The organism is Exiguobacterium sp. s70 (genome assembly GCF_018618315.1).
Classification (GTDB): Bacteria; Bacillota; Bacilli; order Exiguobacteriales; family Exiguobacteriaceae; genus Exiguobacterium; species Exiguobacterium chiriqhucha.
In genome coordinates this window covers 186,269-209,448 of sequence record NZ_JACSLV010000005.1, presented here as the reverse complement: position 1 = coordinate 209,448, position 23,180 = coordinate 186,269, and the positions used below count along the sequence as shown (strand labels likewise).

Here is a 23,180-nt window from a genome sequence, read left to right as displayed (position 1 = left end):
GAGCCAGGATCAAACTCTCCAAAGAATTTGATATAGCTCTTTAAAAATGACGAAGCTTGCGCTTCATTCAAAAATTGTAAAACTTTTTTGCCTCATCGTTCAGTTTTCAAAGTTCGTCTGCCGCTCTTGGCGACTTCATTAATTTATCACGTCGTGTATCTCCGCGTCAACAACTTTTTTCACAAATTGTTTTACTGAAATAATCTTTTGCTGTGACAACGTTTATAACTATAATCTCTATTTACCACTTCGTCAATAGAAATATTACAAAAAAATAAAAAAGGTTGAGCCCCGTCATGAGGCCCAACGCTTCAATCTTTCGCTAGCGGCACATAGCCCGTCCGCTCCACCAATGTCTGCCCTTCTTCAGATGTCATCCAATCTAAAAACGGCTTATGCGTTTCATAGTTCTCTTCTGTCGTGATGGCATAAAATTCAGAAGTGATCGGATACGTCCCGTCAGCGATGGTTTCGACCGTTGGAGCGATTCCATTCACTTGAAGTAATTTAATGTCATGATCTTCGACCATCTCGGTCGCATAGAAGCGGAAAGAGAACCCAATCGCATTTTTATGATTTGTGTATGCGGCCGTCTGTTCGATAATACCGCCCATACCTTCCGGGACATCTTCAACGGGTGCAGCCATTAATTTACGATTACCCATCACCCGCTGCAAGGCCGTCTGGCTCCCGCTTCCTTCTGGACGTTGGAAGGCTCGAATCGGATCATTCTCGCCTCCGACCTCACTCCAATTATCGATGTCTCCGGCATACACTTGTTGAATCTCGTCTAATTTAAGCGAGTCAACTAGATTGTCTTCATGTACAAAGAAGACAAACGCTTCGCGCCCGATTGGTGTCATGTTGAACTCCACACCTGCCTTCTTAGCCACGGCCACTTGAAGATCTGATGGTCCGGCGACAAAAATGATGTCCGTTTTCCCTTGAATCAACCGATCATACGCTTCTCCCGTCGTCGTCGAGACGACAGGACTCTCCTCCGTACTATACGGATTATATTCGTCAGAAGGATAAACCGCTTCGACAAAAGACGCATACAGTGGATAGAGTGCCGTAGCACCATCGAGGCGTGGGAGATTTGAATCGATTTTAAACGAAGATGGCGCATCGAGCTTAGCTAAATCGGATTCCTCTTTAAACGGTTGATAGTCAAACAACTCAACACCGCGTTCTTCAATCCGCAAACCTTCTGTATACACGTAGTACCCTTTCACTGAACCGAAGAACACGACTCCAATCACGGTTCCAATCAATCCGACTCGTTTGAGTTGCCCCTTCGTTAACGACGAGAAGTCATATAGCGCCATAATGAGAATTAATAAAGCGGCAACGTACCAAATTGTCCAAAGGATCGGGCGTCCTCCTGCAATCGGATTGCCCATCGTAAAGAGTGCTGTAAAGACCGATATGACTGCGGTCACAAGCACAATCAACACACTACCGAATATAAACTTAACGATTTTCATCTGATTCAACTACTCCATTCGCTTATATATAGTTAGGCGATCTCATAGGCGATGGCTTCGACCCCAACACCTTTTGTCGGTCGCGCGACCGAACGGACATATCCTTTGCGGACAAGGAACCCGACGATGCTACCTAGGTCGACTTTCAATGCTTGCAAGTTCGGGTGTTCCATTAATTCCGAGAACGGCCACGGTTCGTCGCGTTGTTGCATCGTTTGCAGTAGCAGAAGCGTGCCCGGCAACACTTTTGATTGAATCAAATGTTCCATTCCAATAATCACCAAGTGAATCCGTTGTTCAAGCGACTCATGTCCGCTCACGAGTTCCTCGTGGAGTTTATATATTTCTAAATCGAGTGTGCGTACTTGTTTCCATAATACGATTTCAGGATGAATCCCGGCCTCTAAGACCGATAATCTGGCCAAATGAGTCAAGGCATGATGAATTTGGGTGAAGGCGTCTTGGTGTTCCTCTTGCAAAAATAAGCTTCGGCCGTCTTCAAAGCGTCGCAGCAATTTCGCAAAAGCAAGCGATAGTTGCAGACGTTGCTCATCGTTTGAGAAATTACGAAGACGTTGTCGCAAGTCTAATAAAAACGTATTTCGTTCAAACAACACCATTCCATCTTCAATCCAGTGGATGGCCCGGCGATTCTCGTTCATCAAAATCCAGCGATCCATCATCGAATCACTCACCAAATGGAGAATGATTTTTTCTTGTCCGACCTGATAGTGTTTCACTGTCCAGAACGGTTCTTCTTTGGCTTCAATCACAATCAACAACCGGTCCGATTGGTCTGTCAACGGATCGCGTGGTCGTTTCTTCTTCACTTCGATGATGCCAAGCGTCGTCTTCAAGGCTGCATATTCCGAATAGATTGTGCGTGTGGCATACTCCATAGTCACCTTGATACCTTCTTTCTATATGATGAACTTCAAACGTCCACCCAATAATCTGATACGAAAATGATTCGCCTTCTTTTAAAATTCTCCTGCCAGCGATTGTATGAACTTCTCACGGTCGAGCAGATGAGCTATAGTAAAGACAGACATGGAGGGATTACGAAATGAAAAAACGGGGGAATAAAATCAACCGCGCTCGAAACCTTGCGTTGTTGCTCGTCTTTGCGGGAATCGGGGTCATGTATCTCGGCCTGTTGGCGAAAAGCATCACATGGCTGATGATTATTTTCATGTTGCTCGGCTTTGTGATGGTGTTATCGAGTTCAGCGCTCTACTTTATTATTGGGATGGCATCCACGAAAGCCATCGTCGTCACTTGCCCGAATTGTGAGAAACAGACAAAGATGCTCGGTCGGGTCGACTTATGTATGCATTGCGACGAACCGCTCACGATCGACCAATCGCTCGAAGGTAAAGAGTTCGACGAAAAATATAACAAACGCCAATCACATTCACACGAATAAAAAAACATCCTCAGGCAGAGGATGTTTTTTAATGTTTATGCGCTTGTTCAGCTTGGCACGCCGGGCATGTCCCGTATACTTCGAGACGATGGCGGTCGACTTTGAACCCAGTCAATTGAGATGCGACCGATTCGATTTCATCGAGGACCGGGTAGTTGAAGTCGACGACTTTCCCACACGCATCACAGATGATGTGGTAGTGACGCGACGTCACGAAATCAAACCGGCTCGATGCGTCTCCGTAATTCATCTCTTGAACGAGACCGACTTCTTTAAAGACGCGCAAGTTGTTATAGACGGTAGCGACACTCATGTTCGGAAATCTCGCCGAAAGTGCCTTATAAATGTCATCCGCTGTCGGGTGACTGTGCTCCGTGACGAGGTACTCCAAAATGGCCTGGCGCTGAGGCGTCATTCTGACTCCATGTTCTCGGAGCGACTGAACAGCATGGTCAAGCATTTCGCTTCCCACGTCAATCCCTCATTTCTTCTATAGAATTCATTTGAAGTGTTAGTAGTAATTAACCTATTTCTTACATAGTAATCTTTATAAATAGTGTACTGATTTCTGGAACGGTCGTCAAACGTTGAGCTTAAGCGGTTGACGGCTGTGATACAATAAGTGCGAATTTGTAAAAGGAGGCAATACATATGGCAACACCATCTACACGCAACAATTCAGACGTTTTGTATACCGATGCCTTGACGCATATCGTCGGCGGGGTCAACAGCCCTTCCCGCTCATTCAAGGCAGTCGGCGGAGGTGCACCCGTCTATATGGAACGAGGAGACGGCGCCTATTTTTATGACGTCGACGGCAATCGTTATATCGACTATTTGGCGGCGTACGGTCCGATTATCACGGGCCACGCCCATCCGCATATCCATAAAGCGTTAATCGCGGCTTCGTCTAAAGGACTCCTTTACGGAACACCGCATGCGCTTGAAGTCGAGTTCGCGAAAAAACTAAAGGCGGCCATCCCGTCAATGGATAAGGTCCGTTTCACCAACTCGGGGACCGAGGCGGTCATGACAACCGTACGTGTCGCCCGTGCTTACACGGGACGCGAACTCGTCGTCAAATTCAGCGGTTGCTATCATGGCCACTCGGACTTGATGCTCATCGCAGCAGGCAGCGGACCAGCCACGCTCGGCTCACCAGATTCGGCCGGCGTCACACGGGCCACGGCGAAAGAAGTCATCACCGTGCCGTTCAATGACGTCGAGGCGTTCCGAGACATGATGCGCGAATGGGGCAGTCAAATCGCCTGTGTCCTCGTCGAACCGATTGTCGGAAACTTCGGCATCGTCGAGCCGAAACCTGGATTCCTCCAGGCCATCAACGACATCACCCATGAACATGGCGCCCTCGTTATTTACGACGAAGTGATCACGGCGTTCCGCTTCACATACGGCAGTGCCCAGCAAGTATATGGCATCGAGCCGGATATGACCGCCCTAGGGAAAATCATCGGCGGAGGCTTGCCGATTGGTGCCTATGGAGGTAAAGCTGAAATTATGGAGACGGTCGCTCCGCTCGGTCCAGCTTATCAGGCCGGAACGATGGCCGGTAACCCGGCATCGATGGCAACAGGGATTGCTTGCCTCGAAGTACTCGAGCAACCGGGTGTGTATGAAAAGCTTGACGCGCTCGGTGCCCAGCTCGAGGCCGGGATTCGTGAAGCCGCTGAAACACATGGCGTGACCATAACATTGAACCGTCTAAAAGGCGCACTTACGGTGTACTTCACGGACGAGGTCGTGACCGACTATGAGGGAGCCGAGAAGTCGGACGGTGAAGTGTTCGGACGCTTCTTCAAATTGATGCTCGAGAACGGTGTCAATTTGGCCCCTTCTAAGTATGAGGCTTGGTTCTTGACGACTGAGCATAGCGAGACAGATATCGAAGAGACGATTGTTGCGGTAAACCGCGCCTTCGCCCAACTATAAGTAAAAGGAGATGCCGGGGCATCTCCTTTTTGATTACACCGAAGGTCGGATCCACAACTGGTCGTAGCGTGGATGTCCGAATATATCGACCGGCACGTCGCCTAGAAAACTCGGGAAGCTCCGCTCCCGCTCGACATGGTATAGCGGAATGACGAGCGCCGCCTCCGTCAAATAGCGTTCCACCTCCCGATGGAGCATCGGCCAAGCGCTCATATCGGTTTGACGGTAGCGGTCCATCATCGTTCGGAGTTCCGTTTCATGTGCGACGAGCTTGCCGACGAGCGACAGTTCACTCGTCAAAAAGGCGAGAAACGCCAAATCCAAGTCTTCGCTCATCATCTCCCCGCATAAAATTAAATCTGCTCGGCGAAGTGTCTCCTCTTGCAGTAAACAACTGAGCGCATACGTCTCCGTCTCGACGGTGAAACCGGCAGCCCGCAACTGTGATGCGACGAGCGCCGCGTCTTCCGTCGCCACGTCGAACGGCAAGTGTAATAGTCGGAGCGGACGCTTAGAACTCTCGCTTGGCTCGGCCAGTGGAATCGGGCGACTCGTTTCCGGGAAAAAACCGTGGGCCACTTGATGACGTTCTCCCCCCAAATCGACGACCGCTTGTTTATCGATCGCCCGTTGAATCGCTCGTCGCGTCGCCATATCTTCTTTCAGCCAGGAGTGCTGTAAGTTGAACATGAGATAACGAGCCCCGGCCTCGGCAATCCATTTCACGACGCTATGATCGTCCCGGGCGCTCCATTTGGCGTGATCTGCTTCCGAGAACGTGACAAACTCAACCACGTCCAATGACGGACGCGGGCGCAACCCGCGCTCGAACGCCCGTAAACGCACGACGTCGTCGGATTGTTTCTCCAATTTGAAAGGCCCCGTCCCAACAATCCCTTCTGCTCCTTCATACGTAATGGATGCCGGTGTTTGAGCAAGCAAGCGCTCGATGTAGGCCCGATGTGCTTTCGTATAGAGGTCGACCACATACGGTGCGGGCGAGTCGACCCGATCAATCGGTGCGAACAACCAGACTTGTTTGCCGCGAGCCAAGAGTCGGCTCAATGAGTAGACGACGTCTTTGCCCGTTAACGTCATCCCGTTGTGGAAAGTGATCCCTTTACGGATGTAACAGCGAAATCCAAATGGCGTCTCCTCCATATGATGGGCTAGCGACGGTTGAACCGTGGTCCCGTCCCATTCGAACAGGCGGTCGAAGACGTGACGCGATAACGACGCCTCCATCGCGATGTGGATATCAAGCGGATCAAGTGACTCGAGTGTCCGCGTCCTCGGGAAAATAAAACGGTCTTCTTCCGTCTGTTCGAAACCAAATCGGTTCCAAATCCGCGCTTGGATCAGTTCCCGTAATGCGGGTGGCCAATCCCACTCCAACCATTTGGCCGCCTGCGCCATCGTAGCCTCAGAAAATGAGGTTACGACCCACGCCTGGAGCGTCTCGTCAAAGTCCGACTGAAAACGAAGCATCGATTCATGGCCGCGCCCTTTGCCGGCTTGATAGGTCACCCACCCCATCGCCTCCCATGCCTTGATATCGCGCTTCACTTGTTTCTCACTATAGCCGACCACCTCGACGGCTTGCCGGAGTGTCACGTCCATTTTGTCCGCCTGTAACGCATAGCGATAAATTGCCACTAGTTTTGCATTCATGTCATTCCCCCTAAAAGTGGACATGTCCAAATAATTTGTCTCTTTTTACCAAGTGTAGTCCACGTTTAAAGTAGTGACAAGGAGGTGCTCACATGAAATTCAAAGATTTCCCAACTAACGTCCGACTTCGACTCGTCTGTGGATTTTTCATCCGCATCGTCGGCTCGGCCATCTTTCCATTCATGGCTTTATATTTTTCAGAAGAACTCGGCAAAATCGCTGCTGGGATCATCATGACGTCATTCGTCATCGTCGGGTATGTCACCGGCTTGTTCGGTGGGTACTTCTCCGACCGCTTTAATCGCAAGCACGTCTTACAGATTGGCCAACTCGTCCAAATTATCTGCTTCATCGGGATGACAGTCGCGATTCACCCATCGAACAACTGGGCACTCGCCGTCGCCATCTTGTATTTCGGTCATGCCGTCGCCAACGGCTTGAACTATCCGGCTCTCGAAGCGATTGTGATCGACTCGATGGAACCATCGAATCGAAAAGCGATTTATGTATATGATTATTGGCTCGTCAATTTAGCGATCGCCGGCGGTGTCATGCTCGGCGGTGCGTTCTATCGCGACTACCGGTTTGGTTTATTTATCGGTATGACGCTCGTATTGACCATCACAACGGTCGTCTTGCAACGCTATCTCGTCGATTCACATCAAGGTAACCGGTCGACGCCGGCCAACCCGATCGTCGGCGTGATTCAAAACTATCGGATTGCCTTGAATGACCGACGCTGGATGCTCTTCGTGCTCGGTAGCATGCTCGTCTTCTCGACAGAGTTTCATATGGCAAACTATATCGGCGTTCATTTGGCCGAATCGTTCCAAGAACGTGCGATTATCGGCGTGCCGTTCGACGGTGTCCGGATGATGGCGTTCATGCAGCTCGAGAACACATTGCTCGTCGTCGCCATCACGTTCGCCGTCACCGCCTTTGTGAAACGGTACCGGGAGAAATACGTATTCTTCATCGGCTTGTCACTCTATATCACAGCGTATGCGGCCATCACATCGATGAACTCATTTCTGATTCTCGCCGTCTTGGCCGTCGTCTTCACGGTCGGCGAGTTGCTATACTCACCAATCCGCCAAGTGAAGCAAGTCGACCTGCTCGACCCAGAGCGTCGCGCCTCGTATCTCGCTTTTGGGGGACTCACATTCCATGGGGCCAAACTCGTGGCCGCGGCCGGCATCGTCGTCGGGGCGTTCATCGGACCTGTGTTCATGAGCGGCTACATCTTCTTGTTCGGGGCGCTCGGGGCGTATCTTTATTACGTCTCGCTCTATAAAATGGAATCGCTGCGCAAGCTTGCCGCATGACGTTTGAACTGACTCCGGAACGGAAACAGGCAAGAGTGAAGGAGGCGAACCAAATGCCAGCCATTGTATTGTTTGATGGAGACTGTAATTTTTGCGACGCCAGCGTCCAATTCATCCTGAATCGGGACACAACAGGGAATTTTCACTTTGCCTCGCTTCAAGGCGACGCTGGGAAAGCGTTACGCGAACGTCACCGCATCAGCGACTCGGTTGACAGCATCGTCTTGATTCGTGACGGCGTGCCTTATATCAAATCCGACGCGGCCATCCGGATTGCAGAAGGATTGGATGGGATGTGGCGATGGCTCCGGTTCGTGAAAATCGTCCCAAAACCGATTCGCGACTTCGGCTATGATGTCATCGCCAAGCATCGTTACGAATGGTTCGGACAAAAACAGACGTGTAAACTGCCGACACCGGAAGAACGAAGCCGGTTTCTCGATCAACAACCAAAACCGCCGACTCGATGAGTCGACGGTTTTTTTAGTCCATACACGTCAAGTACGTCCAATGGCACTCCGGCATCGGATTGCCCATGAAACTGACACCGAGGTCATCGGCCCGGTGAATCGTCGTCCACGGGGCATCCCCGACTTGAAGATACACTTCATGGTGCGGCGATTGCGTATGACTACCGGACAGTTTGAACGTGGCAGTGTCCTTCAATTGTGCGACAATCGTGTACTTGATGTCCGGCGCGATGACGAGCGGATTGCCGACCGAATGGTGCAAGCGGTATGCGGTCCGCCCCCGGTCAATATCGATATCGTCAAGATACACTTGATCGACCGAAGCGACATCTTCTCCTGTCAGTTGATGACGGGCGTTGTATCCGCGCGTCACTCCGGCATCTTTTTTGATAGAGACGATCGGAATGTCGTGCATCCCTTCGACTTTCACTTCCGTCCGCGTCCGATAGTCGTTCGCATGAACGTTGTATGGTCGTCCATCCCCTTCAAAATAAGGGTGAGGCGACAATAAGTTCGGATTTTTAATCATCGGCGGACGAATGAACGTCTGGACGCGAAGCTGAATCTGATTGACCGTCTCCAAATCAGGACGGAGCGGACTGACGAGAAAATACATGACGAACAGTTCTTTGTCGCGCCGCGTGTCCGTCTTCAACTCTTTGGCGAGTGACATTGCTTTGCCGACAGCGTGAATGAGACGCGTCCCCGGTTTCGCGTCCCGCTTCACCGGGCGGAGCGCCCGAACTTCATACATCGTCGGTTCGTGTAGCGGTGTGTCGTCCAAATAGGCGTTCCCGACGACCTCGGCGATTCGTCGTCCTTGTCGATAGATCGCATACGTCTCGACGTCAGGAATCGGATCCCATTGGAGATGGGTACCGGTCGACGCAACGACGGCCGATGTGAGATGTCGATTCCAATACAAATCATCGCTCGGGTCGACGGCGGCCGTATACACTTTCGCCACTTCCCCTTGCTCATCCGTGAGACGATAGGCGACTTGCTCTCCGACGGCCGTCTCATGGTCGACATAGTGCTGGTCGGTCCCTTCATACACATACTTCCCGTTCCGCGTAAGCCGGACCTTCCCCTCCACTGACCACGTCAGCTCGAGCGCGTCCTTAAGCGGTTTTACTGTGATTAAACCTTCCCCGTTCATCATTGGACTCTCCCCCTTTTGGCATGTCGTTTCTTCATTCCCGTCTCACTGTCACGGAAAACAAAAAAAGGCCCCGAGTCTCCTCGAGGCCGCGTCTCATTCGACGACTGCCAAATCTTGAATCATATACAAATCGTAATAGGCTCCGCGGCGACGCATCAGTTCTTCATGCGTCCCGGTCTCCATAATTTGTCCGTTATCGACGACGACAATCTTATCGGCATCGGTGATGGTCGACAATCGGTGCGCGACGATGAGCGTCGTTCTCCCTTTCGTCAAACGCGCGAGCGAATCCTGAATCATCGCCTCACTCTCAAGGTCCAGCGCACTCGTCGCTTCATCGAGAATGATGATTGGCGGATGTTTCAAGAAGACACGGGCGATGGCAAGCCGTTGTTTCTGACCGCCTGACAGTTTGACACCTTTTTCCCCGACCGGCGTATTGTAGCCATCCTGCAAGTTCGAGATGAACTCATGTGCGTTCGCTGCTTTCGCGGCGGCGATCACATCTTCGTCACTCGCTTCCGGATTCCCCATCCGGATGTTCATCGCGACCGATTCACTGAACAGAACCGAATCTTGCATGACCATCCCGATTTGATCGCGCAGAGCCCGCAATTTGAAATCACGGACGTCGGTGCCATCAATTTTGATGCTACCCGACGTGACGTCATAAAACCGTGGAATCAAGCTGACGAGCGTCGACTTTCCGCCACCGGACATGCCGACGAACGCAACCCGCTCTCCAGAGCGAATATGCAGGTTGACGTCACGGAGGGCGCGGGTACCGTCTTTCTCGTACGCAAAGCTGACCTGCTCGAGTTCGATGTCGCCTGCCGTTTTCACGGGAACGAACGCACTCGATTTTTCTTCGATGTCATACGGCTCATCGAGGAACTCGAAGACCCGGTCCATCGAAGCGACCGACTGCGTGAGCGTCGTCGCCGAGTTGACGAGACGACCGAGCGGTGCGTAGAGACGATCGATATACGCGATGAAGGCGACGAGTGTCCCGAGTGAAACTTGTTCTTGCAGGACGAGCCAAGAAGCCGATGTGAAGATTAAAATCGGGGCGATGTCCGTGATCGTCGAGACGACGACGTACGTCTTCGCGTTCCACCCTGTATGACGGAGCGCAGCCTTCAAGAAGCCACCGTTCTGTTCTTCGAACGCCTTGTTCTCATACGGTTCGAGGGCGAAGCTGCGGATGACGGCCATCCCGTTGACGCGTTCGGTCAAATGACCTTGAAGGTCCGCAAGGGCGGCCGAGCGTTCCCGCGTGAGCCGGCGCAGTCGTCCGTAGAAGTAACGGACGGCGATGGCGTAGAACGGGAGCGGCAAGATGGCGATGAGCGTCAATTGCGGGTCGATCGTGTACATGATGGCGATCGCGATTAAAATCGTGACCATATCGAGCCAAATGTTCATCAAACCGGTGATGACGAAGTCTTTCGTCTGTTCGACATCGTTAATGATGCGCGAGATAATCTGTCCCGTCTTATTGTTCGAATAATAGCGGAGCGATAGTTTTTGGACGTGGTCGAACAATCGGTTCCGGACGTCGAACAAAATCCGCGTCGCTGCCCATTGCGCCAAATATTGGCGCAAGTATTCAATTGGCGGCTTCAAGACGAGGAAGACGAAGAAGACGATGCTGAACAGCCAGACGAGCTCGGTATAATCTCTAGCCGGTTCCGGGTCTGTCAAATAGTTATCGATGACATATCTATAAAGGAGCGGCAACCCGAGCGGGATGGAAAATTTCAAAATCCCGACGAAAATGGTCAGCGCGATTTGTTTCTTATACGGTTTAACGAACTGTAAATAACGTTTAATACTACCCATTAGTTCCTCCTTCAAGAAAAAAGCGGAGATGAGCGATCATCTCCGGTAACGTGCTTCGTATTCGCGATACCATTCATCGACGAATGTTGGGTTGAACGGCCCTTTCCGTCCTCGAATCCAGTTAATAAGTTCTTGAACGTTCTGTTTCAAGATTCGATCAATCGCTTTCGGATAATTCATCTCGCGACGATGCCGCTCATATTCATCCTCATCTAAAATCGTGTACGACATATCCGGGAACACCTTGATGTCCAAATCGTAATCGATGTACTTGATGGCACGTTCTGCCCCATCGAACGTTGTCGGCGAACCTAGATTACAGTAGTAGTAAATCCCATCTTCGCGAATCATGCAGATGACATTGAACCAAAACTCAGATGAAAAGTAGCAAATTGCCGGCTCACGTGTTCTCCATTGCCGGCCGTCTGACTCACTGACCATGATGCGGTCATTGAATCCGATCATATCCGTTTTCGACGACTGAAGGACGAGCGTTTCTTCCCAAACGCGATGCAAAGTTCCGTTGTGCTTGTAGCTCTGTATCTCGATCTTGCTACCTGCTTTGGGAAATAAGCTCATAAGCTCCTCCTTTCCGCTATGATGCTATACAATTCTCATATTTAATTATAGCGACTTTCAGAACCAATGAAAAAGGAAATCTCTTATTTTCACGAATTTAGTGTTTTTTGGAATGCCTCGGCTCGCGCTTTGAACATCGGCCGGAGCACGAAGTACTCGACGAGGACAGTCGGCACGTAACTGTCGAACGTGACCTCATCGACCATAACGGCTTGCCCGTCCACTTGTTCGACGCGGTGGACGTGACTGAAACGACGGAACGGAAACGGCAACTTCACGCCTTGATCACAAAAGGCACGGTCTCCAGCCAATGTGATGGCGCTATTCCAACGCAAAGAGACCGGCCCAACCCCGATACGGAGCTGAACGACGTTCCCCTCGACCGAAGCCCCATCTCCAACGAGCGTCACTTTCGGGAAGGACGTCAGTTTTGATAAGAGCGAAGCGTCTTGAAGCAACGTCCATAATGTGTCCACAGACGTGTCGAATGGTGTTCGTACGTCAAACTGTCTCATCTTTCGCACCTGCCATCTGCTCTAATTTTTGTTGGGCGACCGATACCGTCACCACGTCGCGTGCCTCTTCGTCGAGCCAAGCCCACTCGCCGTCCGGTAGCGTCTCGACCTCGTATAGGTCGATGTACCAGACGATATGGGAAAACACATGTTTCACTTGTCCAATATAGGTTCCGTTTAACTGTTCCCCCGTTCCGCGGTCTGTAAGCGGATATTGCCACATTCCAGCGAGAAGACCGGCATCCGGGCGCTTCACGTATGCGGTCCGGCCGTCCTGGCGACAGTAGAGCGCATCATACATCTCAATCCGAGCCGCCCCTTTTTTCGTCTTGACCGGGAGTTCATCTTGAACGTTATGGGTATAAGCATAACAATCGTCTTGAACGGGACAGAGCGAACACATCGGGTTTTTCGGCGTACATACCGTCGCCCCGAGCTCCATGATGCCTTCGTTAAAGTCTGAGGCATGCGCCGGGTCCATGAGTCGGCGCACGACTTGCTCGAACAGTTTTCGCGTTTTCGGGACGGCGATGTCGTCATAAATCCCGAATTGACGGGACATGACGCGCATGACGTTGCCATCGACGGCCGGTTCCGGCTGATTGTAGGCAATCGATAACACCGCCCCAGTCGTATACGGTCCGACACCTTTCAGTTTTTCGAACCGTTCTTTTTCCTCGGGGACAATCCCGTCGTACACGGCAACGACTTCTCGGACGGCTTGATGAAGGTTTCGAACCCGTGAGTAATAACCGAGTCCTTCCCAATGTTTGACGACCTCATCGGGTTCGGCCGCTGCCAATGCCTCAATCGTCGGGAACCGCTCCATGAAACGGTTATAGTATGGGATAACGGTATCGACGCGCGTCTGTTGGAGCATGACTTCGCTCACCCAGACCCGATATGGATTTTTTCCGTGACGCCATGGCAAATCACGCTTTTCGCGATTGAACCACGTCACTAAATTTGTGTTAAATTCTTGAATATTATAATTTGTGAACAATTTATCAACATCGAGCATTTTGTTTCCCCTCGTTTTAAAAATATTGTATGATGTAGTGGATTAAAATATGCGGTTTTTCTACTTTTATGGAGGTGCTGAAGCACATTGGATACTGCTACTCACATTGGGATGGGACTAGGTTTAAGTGCAATCGCGACACTCAGCCCGGAGGTGTCAGGCGACGCACAAATGTTTCTAGCCATGACAGCGACGGCGCTCGTCGGCTCGCACGCTCCGGACTTTGACACGGTCTTCAAACTAAAAGGAAATAGCACGTATTTACGCCAGCACCGCGGTCGTTCACACGGAATAACCGCATTACTCGCCTGGCCGATCATCGTCAGCGCCGTCATCGGACTCGCGCTTGGCGTCAACCCCGCCTCACTATGGGTCATGGCACAAATCGCTGTGTTGCTGCACGTCACGGTCGACTTATTTAACGCCTACGGGACGCAGGCCCTCCAACCGTTTTCGAAAAAATGGATTGGCTGGGGCGTCATCGGGACGTTTGATCCGTATTTGTTCTCTGCCTACTATGGGGCATATGTATTATGGCTTATCACAGGGGCGACTGTCCCGATTTTTGCATTGCTCATTGCGCTCGTCATCAGCTATTACGCGATTCAATTCAAGTTGCGTAACCGCGCCCTCGCCACGGTCGCCCGTCACTTCGCTGGTGCACACGAACTGTTCATCTCGCCAGGTATCGGTTGGGATGACTGGCATGTCGCCGTTCGATTCCGCAACGGTTTAGGTGCCGTCAAAGTGAAAAAAGGGACGGTCATCGAATGCGGTCGTTTCCGTGACAAGCCGATGCCAGGTGAAGATGACCTTCACTTCGTGGAAGCGCGTAAAAATGCGGATCTTCAATCGTTCCTCGAATTCTCGAAGATTCACACGTATACGGTCACACGCCACAATGGGATGATCGAGTATCGCTTCACGAACTTACGTTATTTCGCGAAAGATATCTATCCGTTCGTCGCCGTCGTCATCGTCGACGAAGAATCGAATGAAGTGTTGTCTTCATTCACTGGCTGGGTGTTCAGTGAAGAGAGCTTGCAAAAGAAATTGGCCTACTAACAGTAAAAAGTCGCTCACAGGAGCGACTTTTTTTATGCCTCTGACTCCGTGAACTGGAGCTCAAAGTCAAATTTGACTTTTTTATCGACGAGAACGCCACCCGCTTCGAGCGCCTGGTTCCACGTCAATCCGTAATCTTCCCGGTTGATCGACCCGTCCCCGGTAAAGGCGTGTTTCATGTTGCCCCACGGATCTTTCGCGCTTCCCTCGTACTCGACTTCGAACGTCTCTTCCCGGGTCGTCCCGCGAATCGTTAAATTCCCGGTCAATTCGAATTCACCGCCACCTTTTGAGCGGAACGATGTCGACTCGAACACGATGTCCTCGTGCTGCTCCACATCGAAGAAGTCTCCAGACCGTAAATGGTTGTCACGGTCACTGTTGTTCGTATCGATTGATGCCGCCTTAATCGTCACCTTCACGCTTGCGTTCGCGAGATCATCGGGTTGCCCGTTCGCCACGACCTGAAAATCTTTGAACTCTCCTTTTACTTTCGAAATCATCATATGCTTGACCGTAAAGTTGATGGTACTGTGTGCTGGATCGACTTGATATGCTTTTGCCATGAATCCGTCCACTCCTTCGATTTGAAATTGATACTAATATGATGTTTACCACAAATCTTGACTTCAAAACATATCAATTCAAATGTGACAAATTATTGTCAAAAAATTTTGACTTTTATCACAACGACCCGTTACGATGGAAAAAGGGAGCTGTTGACTTACAATAAAATGTAAGCGCATACATAGTCTCTCCTATACTTTACGGAAAAGGGAGGAACGACCATGATTTATGAAGTCCCAAACTCGACAGGCACGAAAGTACACTTTAAAGACCGCTATGAGAATTACATCAACGGAAAGTGGACAGCGCCTGCGGGGGGAGAATATTTTGAGAACACCTCTCCGGTAAATGGTAAAGTTTTATGCGAAGTCGCTCGCTCAACGAAAGAAGATATCGAGCTCGCCTTGGATTCGGCCCATGCCGCCAAAGACGCATGGGGCAAAACGTCGGTCACAGAACGCTCCGTCATTTTAAATAAGATTGCCGATCGTATGGAAGCGAACCTCGAGATGCTCGCTTACGCCGAGACATGGGAGAACGGGAAAGCCGTCCGCGAAACGCTCAACGCCGACCTCCCGCTCGCCATCGATCACTTCCGCTATTTCGCGGGCGTCATCCGGTCACAGGAAGGCGGCATCAGTGAACTCGACAACGACACGGTCGCTTATCATTTCAATGAACCGCTCGGTGTCGTAGCCCAAATCATCCCATGGAACTTCCCAATCTTGATGGCGGTCTGGAAAGTCGCACCGGCCCTCGCTGCCGGAAACTGTATCGTGTTAAAACCAGCTGAGCAGACGCCGGCTTCAATCATGGTGCTCATGGAACTGATTGAAGACCTGCTCCCGCCCGGCGTGTTGAATATCGTCAACGGATTCGGGCTCGAGGCCGGCAAACCGCTCGCGTCGAGCGACCGCGTCGACAAAGTCGCCTTCACGGGTGAGACGACGACAGGTCGACTCATCATGCAATACGCCTCACAAAACATCATCCCGGTCACACTCGAACTCGGCGGGAAGTCACCGAACATCTTCTTCGCGGACATCATGGACGCCGATGATGATTTCTTTGACAAGTCGATTGAAGGACTCGTCATGTTCGCCTTGAATCAAGGTGAGGTGTGTACATGCCCTTCGCGCGCGCTTATCCACGAGTCGATTTATGAGCCGTTCATGGAACGGGTGCTCGAACGAGTCAAAGCAATCAAGCTCGGCAATCCGCTCGACCCTGACGTCATGATGGGTGCCCAAGCCTCGAATGAGCAGATGGAAAAAATCTTGTCGTATTTGGAGATCGGAAAGTCGGAAGGCGCAGAGTGCCTCATCGGCGGCGAACGCAACATGATGGACGGCGAACTCGCCGACGGCTATTATGTGCAGCCGACCATCTTCAAAGGCCATAACAAGATGCGCATCTTCCAAGAAGAGATCTTCGGACCGGTCCTATCGGTGACGACGTTCAAAGACGACGCCGAGGCGCTCGCCATCGCGAACGACACGTTATACGGACTCGGTGCCGGCGTCTGGACGCGTGACATGAACCGCGCCTACCGCTTCGGTCGCGAGATTCAAGCGGGTCGCGTCTGGATTAACTGCTATCACCAATATCCGGCCCATGCCGCGTTCGGTGGATACAAAATGTCTGGGATTGGCCGCGAGAACCATAAGATGATGCTCAACCATTATCAACGGACAAAAAACATGCTCGTCAGCTATAGCGAACAAAAACTCGGGTTCTTCTGAGATGGTGAACCGCGTCGAGGCCACCCCCGCCACGCTCGCGCTCCTCGAACAGCTGAAACGAAAACATGGACCGCTCTTGTTTCACCAGTCGGGCGGTTGTTGTGACGGGAGCTCCCCGATGTGTTTCCCGCAAGACGAGTTCATGATTGGCGATCATGACGTCCTGCTCGGAGAAATCGGCGGTTGTCCATTTTATATGCACGAGAAGCAATACGATTATTGGAAACACACCCAGCTCATCATCGACGTCGTCGAGGGCCGGGGCGGTATGTTCTCGGTCGAGGGCGTCGAAGGAAAACGGTTTTTAAGCCGTTCCCGCGTGTTCACGGACGAAGAAAGGGCCGAGTTGCAACAGAGCTGAATGTAGAAGACCAGTCATCTCGGTGGCTGGTCTTTTTTAGTCAAAAGATATCCTTTTCTCAAAATTACATTTCCAATTTAACCCAAAAATCACCCTAAAATTCAGCTCTTTTCGATATAGTAAAAAGAGACACGAAAGGAGGCAGACTATGTCCGAGCTTCTCACGAGCATGCTTAACGGAATGATGATTTCATTGGTCAGTCTATTCGGTCCTTTGTTCCTGGTGATGAGCGGTATATTGTATAGGAAGGTCAAGCGTTATAAACGGAGCCGCTATTATGCCCAGACCGGACATAGCTATTTCAAAGTCGTTCAAGACACCGGCTTATACGGCGAATATTTATGTGTCGCCGCCATCGAGGAGCGCGTCCCGAACCCCCTCATCTTGACGAATCTATATTTGCCCCATCCAAAGAATCGAGAGCGTACGACTGAAATCGATGTGGTGTTCATCAACAAGAGCGGCGTCCACGTGATTGAGTCGAAAAATTATAGCGGCTGGATTTTTGGACATGAACAAGAACGCCATTGGACCCAATCGATGCCGAACCGAAAGAAGTTTCGATTTTTCAATCCGATCAAACAAAACGAGTTACATATGAAAGCGATGGAACAAACGCTTGCTGTGGAGCGGAGTCTATTACACTCTTGGATCGTCTTCAGCGACCGGTCGACCTTGAAACGCATCGACGTGGCGGACGTTCCCGTGTTGAACCGGAAGACATGGAAACAACAGATTGCCTTGCCAGGTGAGGCCCGGTTGACGTTGGCGGAACAGACGGCCATCTACGAGCACCTGCTCCAATTCGCATCTGCTGACGAAGCCGTCAAGGAAGCCCATATCGCCGCCAAGCAACGGGTGACGTGATGGGCTGTCCCATCCAAAAAAGTCCCGCTCACGGTGAGCGGGACTCCTTTTATTTACTCTGCATTTTAAAGCGCAAGTATAGTTCGTTGTAGTACGCGTTCATGCGTTTGCCTAAGTTCTCATACACTTCGAGCTCATCCGTCACTTCTTTTGTCGGATAAAAACGTTCGTCTGACGTCACTTCTTCATCTAAAAATTCAAGTGCCGCTTCGTTCGGTGTCGAATATCCGACATAATCGGTGTTTCGGGCCGCGATTTCCGCGTCAAGCATAAAGTCGATGAACTGGTGCGCGCCTTCGATGTTTTTCGATGTGTTCGGAATGACGAGGTTGTCGAACCAGAGATTCGTCCCTTCTTCCGGGATGACGTACGTCAGCTCTTCGTTCTCGTACATGATTTCGGAGGCGTCACCTGACCAGACGACGGCCGCGGCCGCTTCGCGATTGGCCATGAGCATCTTGATTTCATCGCCGACGATCGCTTTAATGTTCGGCCAGAGCGTCTCGAGCTTCTTCTCCGCTTCGAGCAACTCATCTTTGTCCGTCGTGTTGAGCGAGTAACCGAGTGAGTTCAGACCGAAGCCCATCACTTCACGGGTCCCGTCTGCAAGCAAGATGTCATTCTCGAGCGGCATGTCCCATAGGTCGTTCCACGACGTAATCTCACCGTCGACGAGTTCAGGGTTATACACGATGCCGACCGTCCCCCAGAAGTAAGGGACCGAGTACGTGTTGCCCGGGTCGAACGACTTGTCTAGGAAACGTGGGTCAATGTTATCGAAGTTCTCGAGCTTGTCATAATCAATCGGCAAGAGCAGGTCTTCTTCAATCATTTTACTGATGGCGTAATCCGATGGGACAGCGATGTCGAACGCCGTACCGCCTTGCTCGATTTTCGTGAGCATCGCCTCGTTCGAGTCGAACGTCTGATAGATGACTTTCAAGCCCGTCTCTTCCTCGAACTCTCCAATCAAGTCTTCATCGATATAATCGCCCCAGTTGTAGACGACGAGCGTGTTATCGCCGCCGAACCCTTGCGCCATATTGATTTGATACACCCAGAGCAAGAGGCCGAAACTGACGACGACCGGTACCGTCAACATGATGACCAATTTTTTCATCGTCTTACCTCCTTCGCTTTACCACCGCGTTGGGCGAGCACATAATACCCAAGGACGAGAATGAGTGTGAACAAGAACAAGATGGCTGACAAGGCGTTAATCTCGAGCGAGATGCCTTGACGGGCGCGTGAGTAGACTTCAACGGCAAGTGTCGTGAAGCCGTTTCCGGTCACGAAGAACGTGACGGCAAAGTCATCGAGCGAATACGTGAGTGCCGTGAAGAACCCGGCAAAGATACCCGGTGTGATATATGGCAAGATGACTTTCGTCAAGACGTCCCACGTACTTGCCCCAAGGTCACGCGACGCATCGATGAGCGTCGGGCTCATCTCTTGTAGCTTCGGCAAGACCAAGATGACGACAATCGGTACCGAGAAGGCGATGTGCGCCAATAGCACCGAGTAAAAGCCGAGCTGAATCCCGAGCATCGTGAACAAGATGAGGAACGACGCCCCGATGATGACGTCCGGGCTGACGATCAACACGTTGTTGAGTGATAAGAGTGACGTCTTCGTGAAGCGTTGTCGCGCCGTATAGATAGCGAGCGCCCCGATGACGCCGAGCACGGTTGAAATCGTCGCCGACAGCAAGGCGATGACAATCGTGTTCAAGACGATAACGAGCAGGCGCGTGTCGGTAAAGAGCGACTTGTACCAATCGAGCGTAAAGCCTTCAAAGTTACTCATCGTCCCGCCACTGTTGAACGAGTAGACGACCAAATAGAGAATCGGTGCATAGAGGATGAAGAACACCGCCATCAAATAAAGGTTGGCTAATTTAAATTTTTTCGGTTTCATCGACGCACCGCTCCTTTCGCGCCCCAGTCACGTGTGATGACCATGACGAGGACCATCGCCAAAATCAAGAACACGGCAATCGTCGAGCCCATGCCCCAGTTTTGCGTGACGAGGAATTGTTGTTCAATCGCCGTCCCGAGCGTGATGACACGGTTCCCAGCAATCAGTCGAGTGATCATGAAGAGCGACAACGCCGGGATGAAGACGATTTGAATCCCCGACTTCACACCGTCGAGCGTGAGCGGGAAGATGACCCGGCGGAACGTCGTCCAGTTCGAGGCCCCGAGATCGCGCGACGCATAGACGAGCGACGGCGGGAGCTTCTCGATGGCGTTATAAATCGGCAAAATCATGAACGGGATGAAGATGTAAACTGACACGAACACAAAACTGAAGTCCGTAAACAAAATCTGTTGTGTCCCGATGCCGATCGCCTCTAAAAACTGGTTCGTGATGCCGTACGTCCCAAAAATGCCGAGGAACGCATAGGCTTTGAGCAATAGGTTAATCCATGATGGCAAAATGATGAGCAAAAGCCAAAGTTGCTTATGCTTTGTCTTCGTCAATAAATAGGCGGTCGGATACCCGATCAAAAGCGAGAAGAACGTAATCAAGAACGCATACCAGAAAGAAGATAACGTCATCGTCAAATACGTCGACGTGAAGAACATCTGATAGTTCTCTAAACTCAAGTTCCCTTCGATATCAAAAAACGAGTAGTAGACGACGAGCAGGAGCGGCGCGATGACGAACAGCGCAATCCATAACCAGTAGGTCGTCAAATAGACCGTCTTCGCGGTTTGACTAGTTTGATTCATGAGCGACCTCCTCATAGGACTCGAGACGACGGTCGAACTCTTCCTCCGTCTCTCCTAAGCGCATGACGTGAATCGCCTCATCATCGAACGTGAGGCCGATTTTCGAACCGACGACCGATTTTTTCGTCGAATGAACGAGCCATTCGTTGCCTTCTTGGTCATAGCAGCAAATCTCATAGTGAACGCCTCGGAACAGTTGCGAGTCGACGTCGACGACAAGTTTCGCAGATTCGACCGATGTCATCTCTAAATCTTCCGGACGGATGATGACCTCGACTTTCTCGTTGCGGTCAAACCCTTGGTCGACGCAATCGAATGTCTTCCCGGCGAACGTGACGACGTTATCTTCTGGCATGACGCCCGGTACGATGTTCGACTCCCCGATGAAATCGGCGACGAAACGGTTAATCGGCTCATCGTAAATATCAGTCGGTGTCCCGCTTTGTACAATTTTCCCGTTATTCATGACGAAAATCTCATCCGACATCGCGAGCGCTTCTTCTTGGTCATGCGTGACAAAGATGAACGTGATGCCGAGACGCTGTTGCAATTCGCGGAGCTCATATTGCATCTCGGTCCGGAGTTTCAAATCGAGCGCCGAGAGCGGTTCATCAAGCAAGATGACTTCCGGTTCGTTGACGATGGCCCGGGCGATGGCGACACGTTGGCGCTGCCCGCCTGACATCTCATCGATTTCACGTGACTCATACCCTTTCAAGTTGACGAATTTGAGCGCCTGTTCGACTTTCGTCTTCACGTCCGCTTCTTTCATCTTCTTGATGCGCAGACCGAACGCGACGTTCTCGAACACGTTCAAGTGCGGGAAGAGCGCATAGTCTTGGAACACGGTGTTCACTTGACGTTTGTTCGCCGGGACGTCGTTGATGCGTTTCCCGTTGAACTGGATATCGCCTGCTGACGCATCCGTGAAGCCGGCAATTAAGCGTAAAATCGTCGTCTTCCCACATCCAGATGGCCCGAGCAACGTGTAGAACTTCCCTTTCTCAATCTCGAAGCTGATGTTTTCTAAGACGACGGTGTCATCGTAACGCTTCGACACATTGTCAAAGCGAATAATCGTTTCTGGGTTCATTTCAGTTCCTCCCTTATAAATATGAATGGGTCGCGACGATTAAACATTCACTCTCACCGTCGTAGTCATTGACGAGTTGATGCGAATCGGAGGCGACGTAATAGAGTGTTTCTCCGGTCTTGGCGAAGTACGTATGATTGCCAAGTTTTAGCGCGATGTGCCCCGATAGGACATAGACAAACGTCTCCGATCGCGACGGCTCATATCGTTTGAACTCGCCCTGCTTCGAGAACGTTAGTAAAATGGGTTCCATCTCTTTTTCGTTCGATTCCGGGATGAGCCATTCAGTCCGATATTTCCGCTCCTCGTCGACGTAGACGGTCCGATCGTCCTCGGTATAGATCACTTTTTGATTCACATCTTCATCAAAAAATTCTTTCGGCGAACATCCGAGCACTTCCAACAAGTCGAATAGCGTCTCAAGCGAAGGTGAACTCAAATCACGCTCGATTTGAGAAATATAGCCTTTACTCAAATCCGTGCGCTCGGCCAACTCTTCTTGCGTCAGCCCTTTCTTGACGCGGAGCCGCTTGATTTTTTGACCGACTTCCAAGTCACAATCCCTCCTTTCAGCTTTGATTCAAGTTTAGTGAAAGATGATTCCAACTAAAGAAAGTTTATAAATACTTAACTACAAAGCGAACTAATAGCGACCTTTATTATAACGGATTGTGTGCAGTTTGCAAGTAAAAAATCACGCCGATTTCCGGCGTGATTTTTAATGGATGTCGCGCTTAGACATCAAATGTTTGAACTTCTCATTTTTCGTTTGAAACAGGTGGAGCTGCGGGCCGTACGCATCGATTTGTTGCACGACATATTGGAACGATTTTGCTTCCCCAGGATACGGTTCGCCGGCACGGGCGAGCGTCGTCTCAAAATCCTCCCACAGCACTTCAACCCACGTCAACGCCTCGAGCTCGCTCAAGACATCGTTTTTCTGTTTCAAGATTTCGGCCAAGCGCTCGTATTGTTCGGTCCGGTTCATGCTTTCACCTCCGACAGCTCCGAGAGCGGAATCGCATGTTCAGCCGTCTCCCCTTCGAACGTCCCCCAGCCCATGACACCGTTCACGAACTTCAAGCGGAACGGGCGCTCGTTATAGTTGACGATATACGTCGCCCCCGGCTTGAACGATTTCGGGTCAATCAAATAACTCTCGGCAATCGCAATCCGTCGCAAGACGACCTCGATCTCACTGACCATGCCCATCTGTTCGGCTTTCCGCTTCCGTTCATGGAGCGCTCGAATTTCTTGTTCGAGCTCATATTTTGATAAATCGCTTAATCGTTTTTCCATTT

General features: G+C 51.0%; 25 protein-coding genes. 8 read left to right on the top strand and 17 right to left on the bottom strand.

Annotation, left to right across the window (positions count from 1 at the left end):
* Positions 1–311: 311 nt before the first annotated feature.
* Positions 312–1,487, bottom strand: coding sequence for a PstS family phosphate ABC transporter substrate-binding protein (locus tag KNP84_RS12520; protein ID WP_215114881.1), 1,176 nt, complete (start codon positions 1,485–1,487; stop codon positions 312–314).
* Positions 1,488–1,519: 32 nt separating this feature from the next.
* The gene (locus KNP84_RS12515; RefSeq protein ID WP_021067732.1) at positions 1,520–2,386 is read right to left on the bottom strand and encodes a nucleotidyltransferase-like protein; all 867 of its coding nucleotides are present in this window, start codon (positions 2,384–2,386) and stop codon (positions 1,520–1,522) included.
* Positions 2,387–2,553: 167 nt separating this feature from the next.
* Here KNP84_RS12515 and KNP84_RS12510 point away from each other — a divergent pair, with 167 nt between their 5' ends.
* Positions 2,554–2,913 (top strand): YgzB family protein, encoded by a 360-nt coding sequence (locus KNP84_RS12510; protein ID WP_021067733.1) that lies wholly within the window; start codon positions 2,554–2,556, stop codon positions 2,911–2,913.
* Positions 2,914–2,941: 28 nt separating this feature from the next.
* On the opposite strand, the gene perR is transcribed toward KNP84_RS12510, so the two are convergent.
* A complete protein-coding gene (gene perR / locus KNP84_RS12505) occupies positions 2,942–3,373 on the bottom strand; it encodes a peroxide-responsive transcriptional repressor PerR (protein WP_029596002.1) in 432 nt (143 codons plus the stop codon).
* A 191-nt stretch (positions 3,374–3,564) separates the two neighbouring features.
* Here perR and KNP84_RS12500 point away from each other — a divergent pair, with 191 nt between their 5' ends.
* Complete coding sequence (locus KNP84_RS12500; RefSeq protein WP_215114880.1) at positions 3,565–4,863, top strand: glutamate-1-semialdehyde 2,1-aminomutase; 1,299 nt, start codon at positions 3,565–3,567, stop codon at positions 4,861–4,863.
* Positions 4,864–4,896: 33 nt separating this feature from the next.
* On the opposite strand, the gene KNP84_RS12495 is transcribed toward KNP84_RS12500, so the two are convergent.
* Positions 4,897–6,534: an ABC transporter substrate-binding protein gene (locus tag KNP84_RS12495; protein WP_214837355.1), complete on the bottom strand. Its 1,638-nt coding sequence runs from the start codon at positions 6,532–6,534 to the stop codon at positions 4,897–4,899.
* Between the two features lie 92 nt (positions 6,535–6,626).
* Here KNP84_RS12495 and KNP84_RS12490 point away from each other — a divergent pair, with 92 nt between their 5' ends.
* Together KNP84_RS12490 and KNP84_RS12485 are read left to right on the top strand one after the other, a co-directional pair.
* Positions 6,627–7,859: an MFS transporter gene (locus KNP84_RS12490; RefSeq protein WP_215114879.1), complete on the top strand. Its 1,233-nt coding sequence runs from the start codon at positions 6,627–6,629 to the stop codon at positions 7,857–7,859.
* Positions 7,860–7,912: 53 nt separating this feature from the next.
* Entirely contained in the window at positions 7,913–8,329 is a 417-nt protein-coding gene (locus KNP84_RS12485) for a thiol-disulfide oxidoreductase DCC family protein (RefSeq protein ID WP_021067738.1), read from the top strand.
* A 13-nt stretch (positions 8,330–8,342) separates the two neighbouring features.
* On the opposite strand, the gene KNP84_RS12480 is transcribed toward KNP84_RS12485, so the two are convergent.
* From KNP84_RS12480 to mutY, 5 genes are all read right to left on the bottom strand, one after another.
* The gene (locus tag KNP84_RS12480) at positions 8,343–9,491 is read right to left on the bottom strand and encodes a DUF3238 domain-containing protein (RefSeq protein WP_021067739.1); all 1,149 of its coding nucleotides are present in this window, start codon (positions 9,489–9,491) and stop codon (positions 8,343–8,345) included.
* Between the two features lie 93 nt (positions 9,492–9,584).
* Complete coding sequence (locus KNP84_RS12475) at positions 9,585–11,333, bottom strand: ABC transporter ATP-binding protein (protein WP_214837350.1); 1,749 nt, start codon at positions 11,331–11,333, stop codon at positions 9,585–9,587.
* Between the two features lie 36 nt (positions 11,334–11,369).
* Positions 11,370–11,912 carry a nucleoside tri-diphosphate phosphatase gene (ntdP, locus tag KNP84_RS12470; protein WP_021067741.1) on the bottom strand — a complete coding sequence of 181 codons (543 nt, stop codon included), beginning with the start codon at positions 11,910–11,912 and terminating at the stop codon, positions 11,370–11,372.
* A gap of 89 nt (positions 11,913–12,001) precedes the next feature.
* Positions 12,002–12,388, bottom strand: a complete 387-nt coding sequence (locus KNP84_RS12465; protein ID WP_353049111.1) for a hypothetical protein — start codon at positions 12,386–12,388, stop codon at positions 12,002–12,004.
* Between the two features lie 25 nt (positions 12,389–12,413).
* On the bottom strand, positions 12,414–13,448 hold the full coding sequence (gene mutY, locus KNP84_RS12460; RefSeq protein WP_215114877.1) for an A/G-specific adenine glycosylase: 1,035 nt from the start codon (positions 13,446–13,448) through the stop codon (positions 12,414–12,416).
* A 111-nt stretch (positions 13,449–13,559) separates the two neighbouring features.
* Between mutY and KNP84_RS12455 the strand changes: the two genes are divergently transcribed.
* On the top strand, positions 13,560–14,513 hold the full coding sequence (locus tag KNP84_RS12455; RefSeq protein WP_251131241.1) for a metal-dependent hydrolase: 954 nt from the start codon (positions 13,560–13,562) through the stop codon (positions 14,511–14,513).
* A gap of 32 nt (positions 14,514–14,545) precedes the next feature.
* On the opposite strand, the gene KNP84_RS12450 is transcribed toward KNP84_RS12455, so the two are convergent.
* On the bottom strand, positions 14,546–15,079 hold the full coding sequence (locus tag KNP84_RS12450; protein ID WP_214719902.1) for a YceI family protein: 534 nt from the start codon (positions 15,077–15,079) through the stop codon (positions 14,546–14,548).
* A gap of 222 nt (positions 15,080–15,301) precedes the next feature.
* Here KNP84_RS12450 and exaC point away from each other — a divergent pair, with 222 nt between their 5' ends.
* The 3 genes from exaC (at position 15,302) to KNP84_RS12435 (ending at position 18,051) form a co-directional block, all read left to right on the top strand.
* Positions 15,302–16,822 (top strand): acetaldehyde dehydrogenase ExaC, encoded by a 1,521-nt coding sequence (gene exaC, locus KNP84_RS12445; protein ID WP_021067746.1) that lies wholly within the window; start codon positions 15,302–15,304, stop codon positions 16,820–16,822.
* 1 nt (position 16,823) lies between these two features.
* A complete protein-coding gene (locus tag KNP84_RS12440) occupies positions 16,824–17,183 on the top strand; it encodes a DUF779 domain-containing protein (protein WP_131438319.1) in 360 nt (119 codons plus the stop codon).
* 148 nt (positions 17,184–17,331) lie between these two features.
* Positions 17,332–18,051, top strand: a complete 720-nt coding sequence (locus KNP84_RS12435) for a nuclease-related domain-containing protein (RefSeq protein ID WP_215114875.1) — start codon at positions 17,332–17,334, stop codon at positions 18,049–18,051.
* 49 nt (positions 18,052–18,100) lie between these two features.
* Here KNP84_RS12435 and KNP84_RS12430 read toward each other — a convergent pair whose 3' ends face one another.
* The 7 genes from KNP84_RS12430 to KNP84_RS12400 all read right to left on the bottom strand — a co-directional run bounded on the left by KNP84_RS12430 (position 18,101) and on the right by KNP84_RS12400 (position 23,178).
* Positions 18,101–19,171 (bottom strand): ABC transporter substrate-binding protein, encoded by a 1,071-nt coding sequence (locus KNP84_RS12430; RefSeq protein WP_021067749.1) that lies wholly within the window; start codon positions 19,169–19,171, stop codon positions 18,101–18,103.
* Positions 19,168–19,968 (bottom strand): ABC transporter permease, encoded by an 801-nt coding sequence (locus tag KNP84_RS12425; RefSeq protein WP_021067750.1) that lies wholly within the window; start codon positions 19,966–19,968, stop codon positions 19,168–19,170. The genes KNP84_RS12430 and KNP84_RS12425 overlap by 4 nt, the downstream gene beginning before the upstream one ends.
* Complete coding sequence (locus KNP84_RS12420) at positions 19,965–20,786, bottom strand: ABC transporter permease (protein WP_034780994.1); 822 nt, start codon at positions 20,784–20,786, stop codon at positions 19,965–19,967. The genes KNP84_RS12425 and KNP84_RS12420 overlap by 4 nt, the downstream gene beginning before the upstream one ends.
* A complete protein-coding gene (locus tag KNP84_RS12415) occupies positions 20,773–21,879 on the bottom strand; it encodes an ABC transporter ATP-binding protein (protein WP_029596016.1) in 1,107 nt (368 codons plus the stop codon). Before KNP84_RS12415 ends, KNP84_RS12420 begins: the two co-directional genes overlap by 14 nt.
* 13 nt (positions 21,880–21,892) lie before the next feature.
* The gene (locus tag KNP84_RS12410) at positions 21,893–22,432 is read right to left on the bottom strand and encodes a helix-turn-helix domain-containing protein (RefSeq protein WP_021067753.1); all 540 of its coding nucleotides are present in this window, start codon (positions 22,430–22,432) and stop codon (positions 21,893–21,895) included.
* Between the two features lie 165 nt (positions 22,433–22,597).
* On the bottom strand, positions 22,598–22,867 hold the full coding sequence (locus tag KNP84_RS12405) for a YfhJ family protein (protein WP_021067754.1): 270 nt from the start codon (positions 22,865–22,867) through the stop codon (positions 22,598–22,600).
* Positions 22,864–23,178, bottom strand: coding sequence for a YfhH family protein (locus KNP84_RS12400; RefSeq protein WP_021067755.1), 315 nt, complete (start codon positions 23,176–23,178; stop codon positions 22,864–22,866). The genes KNP84_RS12405 and KNP84_RS12400 overlap by 4 nt, the downstream gene beginning before the upstream one ends.
* Between the last annotated feature and the right edge of the window lie 2 nt (positions 23,179–23,180).

Excerpts from the sequence above, each read along its gene's own strand:
- mutY (WP_215114877.1), bottom strand. The coding sequence starts at position 13,448 with ATGCTCGATGTTGATAAATTGTTCACAAATTATAATATTCAAGAATTT.
- KNP84_RS12495 (WP_214837355.1), bottom strand. The coding sequence starts at position 6,534 with ATGAATGCAAAACTAGTGGCAATTTATCGCTATGCGTTACAGGCGGAC.
- KNP84_RS12450 (WP_214719902.1), bottom strand. The coding sequence starts at position 15,079 with ATGGCAAAAGCATATCAAGTCGATCCAGCACACAGTACCATCAACTTT.
- KNP84_RS12415 (WP_029596016.1), bottom strand. The coding sequence starts at position 21,879 with ATGAACCCAGAAACGATTATTCGCTTTGACAATGTGTCGAAGCGTTAC.
- KNP84_RS12420 (WP_034780994.1), bottom strand. The coding sequence starts at position 20,786 with ATGAATCAAACTAGTCAAACCGCGAAGACGGTCTATTTGACGACCTAC.
- exaC (WP_021067746.1), top strand. The coding sequence starts at position 15,302 with ATGATTTATGAAGTCCCAAACTCGACAGGCACGAAAGTACACTTTAAA.
- KNP84_RS12485 (WP_021067738.1), top strand. The coding sequence starts at position 7,913 with ATGCCAGCCATTGTATTGTTTGATGGAGACTGTAATTTTTGCGACGCC.
- KNP84_RS12490 (WP_215114879.1), top strand. The coding sequence starts at position 6,627 with ATGAAATTCAAAGATTTCCCAACTAACGTCCGACTTCGACTCGTCTGT.
- KNP84_RS12440 (WP_131438319.1), top strand. The coding sequence starts at position 16,824 with ATGGTGAACCGCGTCGAGGCCACCCCCGCCACGCTCGCGCTCCTCGAA.
- KNP84_RS12515 (WP_021067732.1), bottom strand. The coding sequence starts at position 2,386 with ATGGAGTATGCCACACGCACAATCTATTCGGAATATGCAGCCTTGAAG.
- KNP84_RS12475 (WP_214837350.1), bottom strand. The coding sequence starts at position 11,333 with ATGGGTAGTATTAAACGTTATTTACAGTTCGTTAAACCGTATAAGAAA.
- KNP84_RS12435 (WP_215114875.1), top strand. The coding sequence starts at position 17,332 with ATGTCCGAGCTTCTCACGAGCATGCTTAACGGAATGATGATTTCATTG.
- KNP84_RS12455 (WP_251131241.1), top strand. The coding sequence starts at position 13,560 with ATGGGACTAGGTTTAAGTGCAATCGCGACACTCAGCCCGGAGGTGTCA.
- KNP84_RS12520 (WP_215114881.1), bottom strand. The coding sequence starts at position 1,487 with ATGAAAATCGTTAAGTTTATATTCGGTAGTGTGTTGATTGTGCTTGTG.
- KNP84_RS12480 (WP_021067739.1), bottom strand. The coding sequence starts at position 9,491 with ATGATGAACGGGGAAGGTTTAATCACAGTAAAACCGCTTAAGGACGCG.
- perR (WP_029596002.1), bottom strand. The coding sequence starts at position 3,373 with ATGCTTGACCATGCTGTTCAGTCGCTCCGAGAACATGGAGTCAGAATG.
- KNP84_RS12500 (WP_215114880.1), top strand. The coding sequence starts at position 3,565 with ATGGCAACACCATCTACACGCAACAATTCAGACGTTTTGTATACCGAT.
- KNP84_RS12425 (WP_021067750.1), bottom strand. The coding sequence starts at position 19,968 with ATGAAACCGAAAAAATTTAAATTAGCCAACCTTTATTTGATGGCGGTG.
- KNP84_RS12405 (WP_021067754.1), bottom strand. The coding sequence starts at position 22,867 with ATGAACCGGACCGAACAATACGAGCGCTTGGCCGAAATCTTGAAACAG.
- KNP84_RS12430 (WP_021067749.1), bottom strand. The coding sequence starts at position 19,171 with ATGAAAAAATTGGTCATCATGTTGACGGTACCGGTCGTCGTCAGTTTC.
- ntdP (WP_021067741.1), bottom strand. The coding sequence starts at position 11,912 with ATGAGCTTATTTCCCAAAGCAGGTAGCAAGATCGAGATACAGAGCTAC.
- KNP84_RS12510 (WP_021067733.1), top strand. The coding sequence starts at position 2,554 with ATGAAAAAACGGGGGAATAAAATCAACCGCGCTCGAAACCTTGCGTTG.
- KNP84_RS12400 (WP_021067755.1), bottom strand. The coding sequence starts at position 23,178 with ATGGAAAAACGATTAAGCGATTTATCAAAATATGAGCTCGAACAAGAA.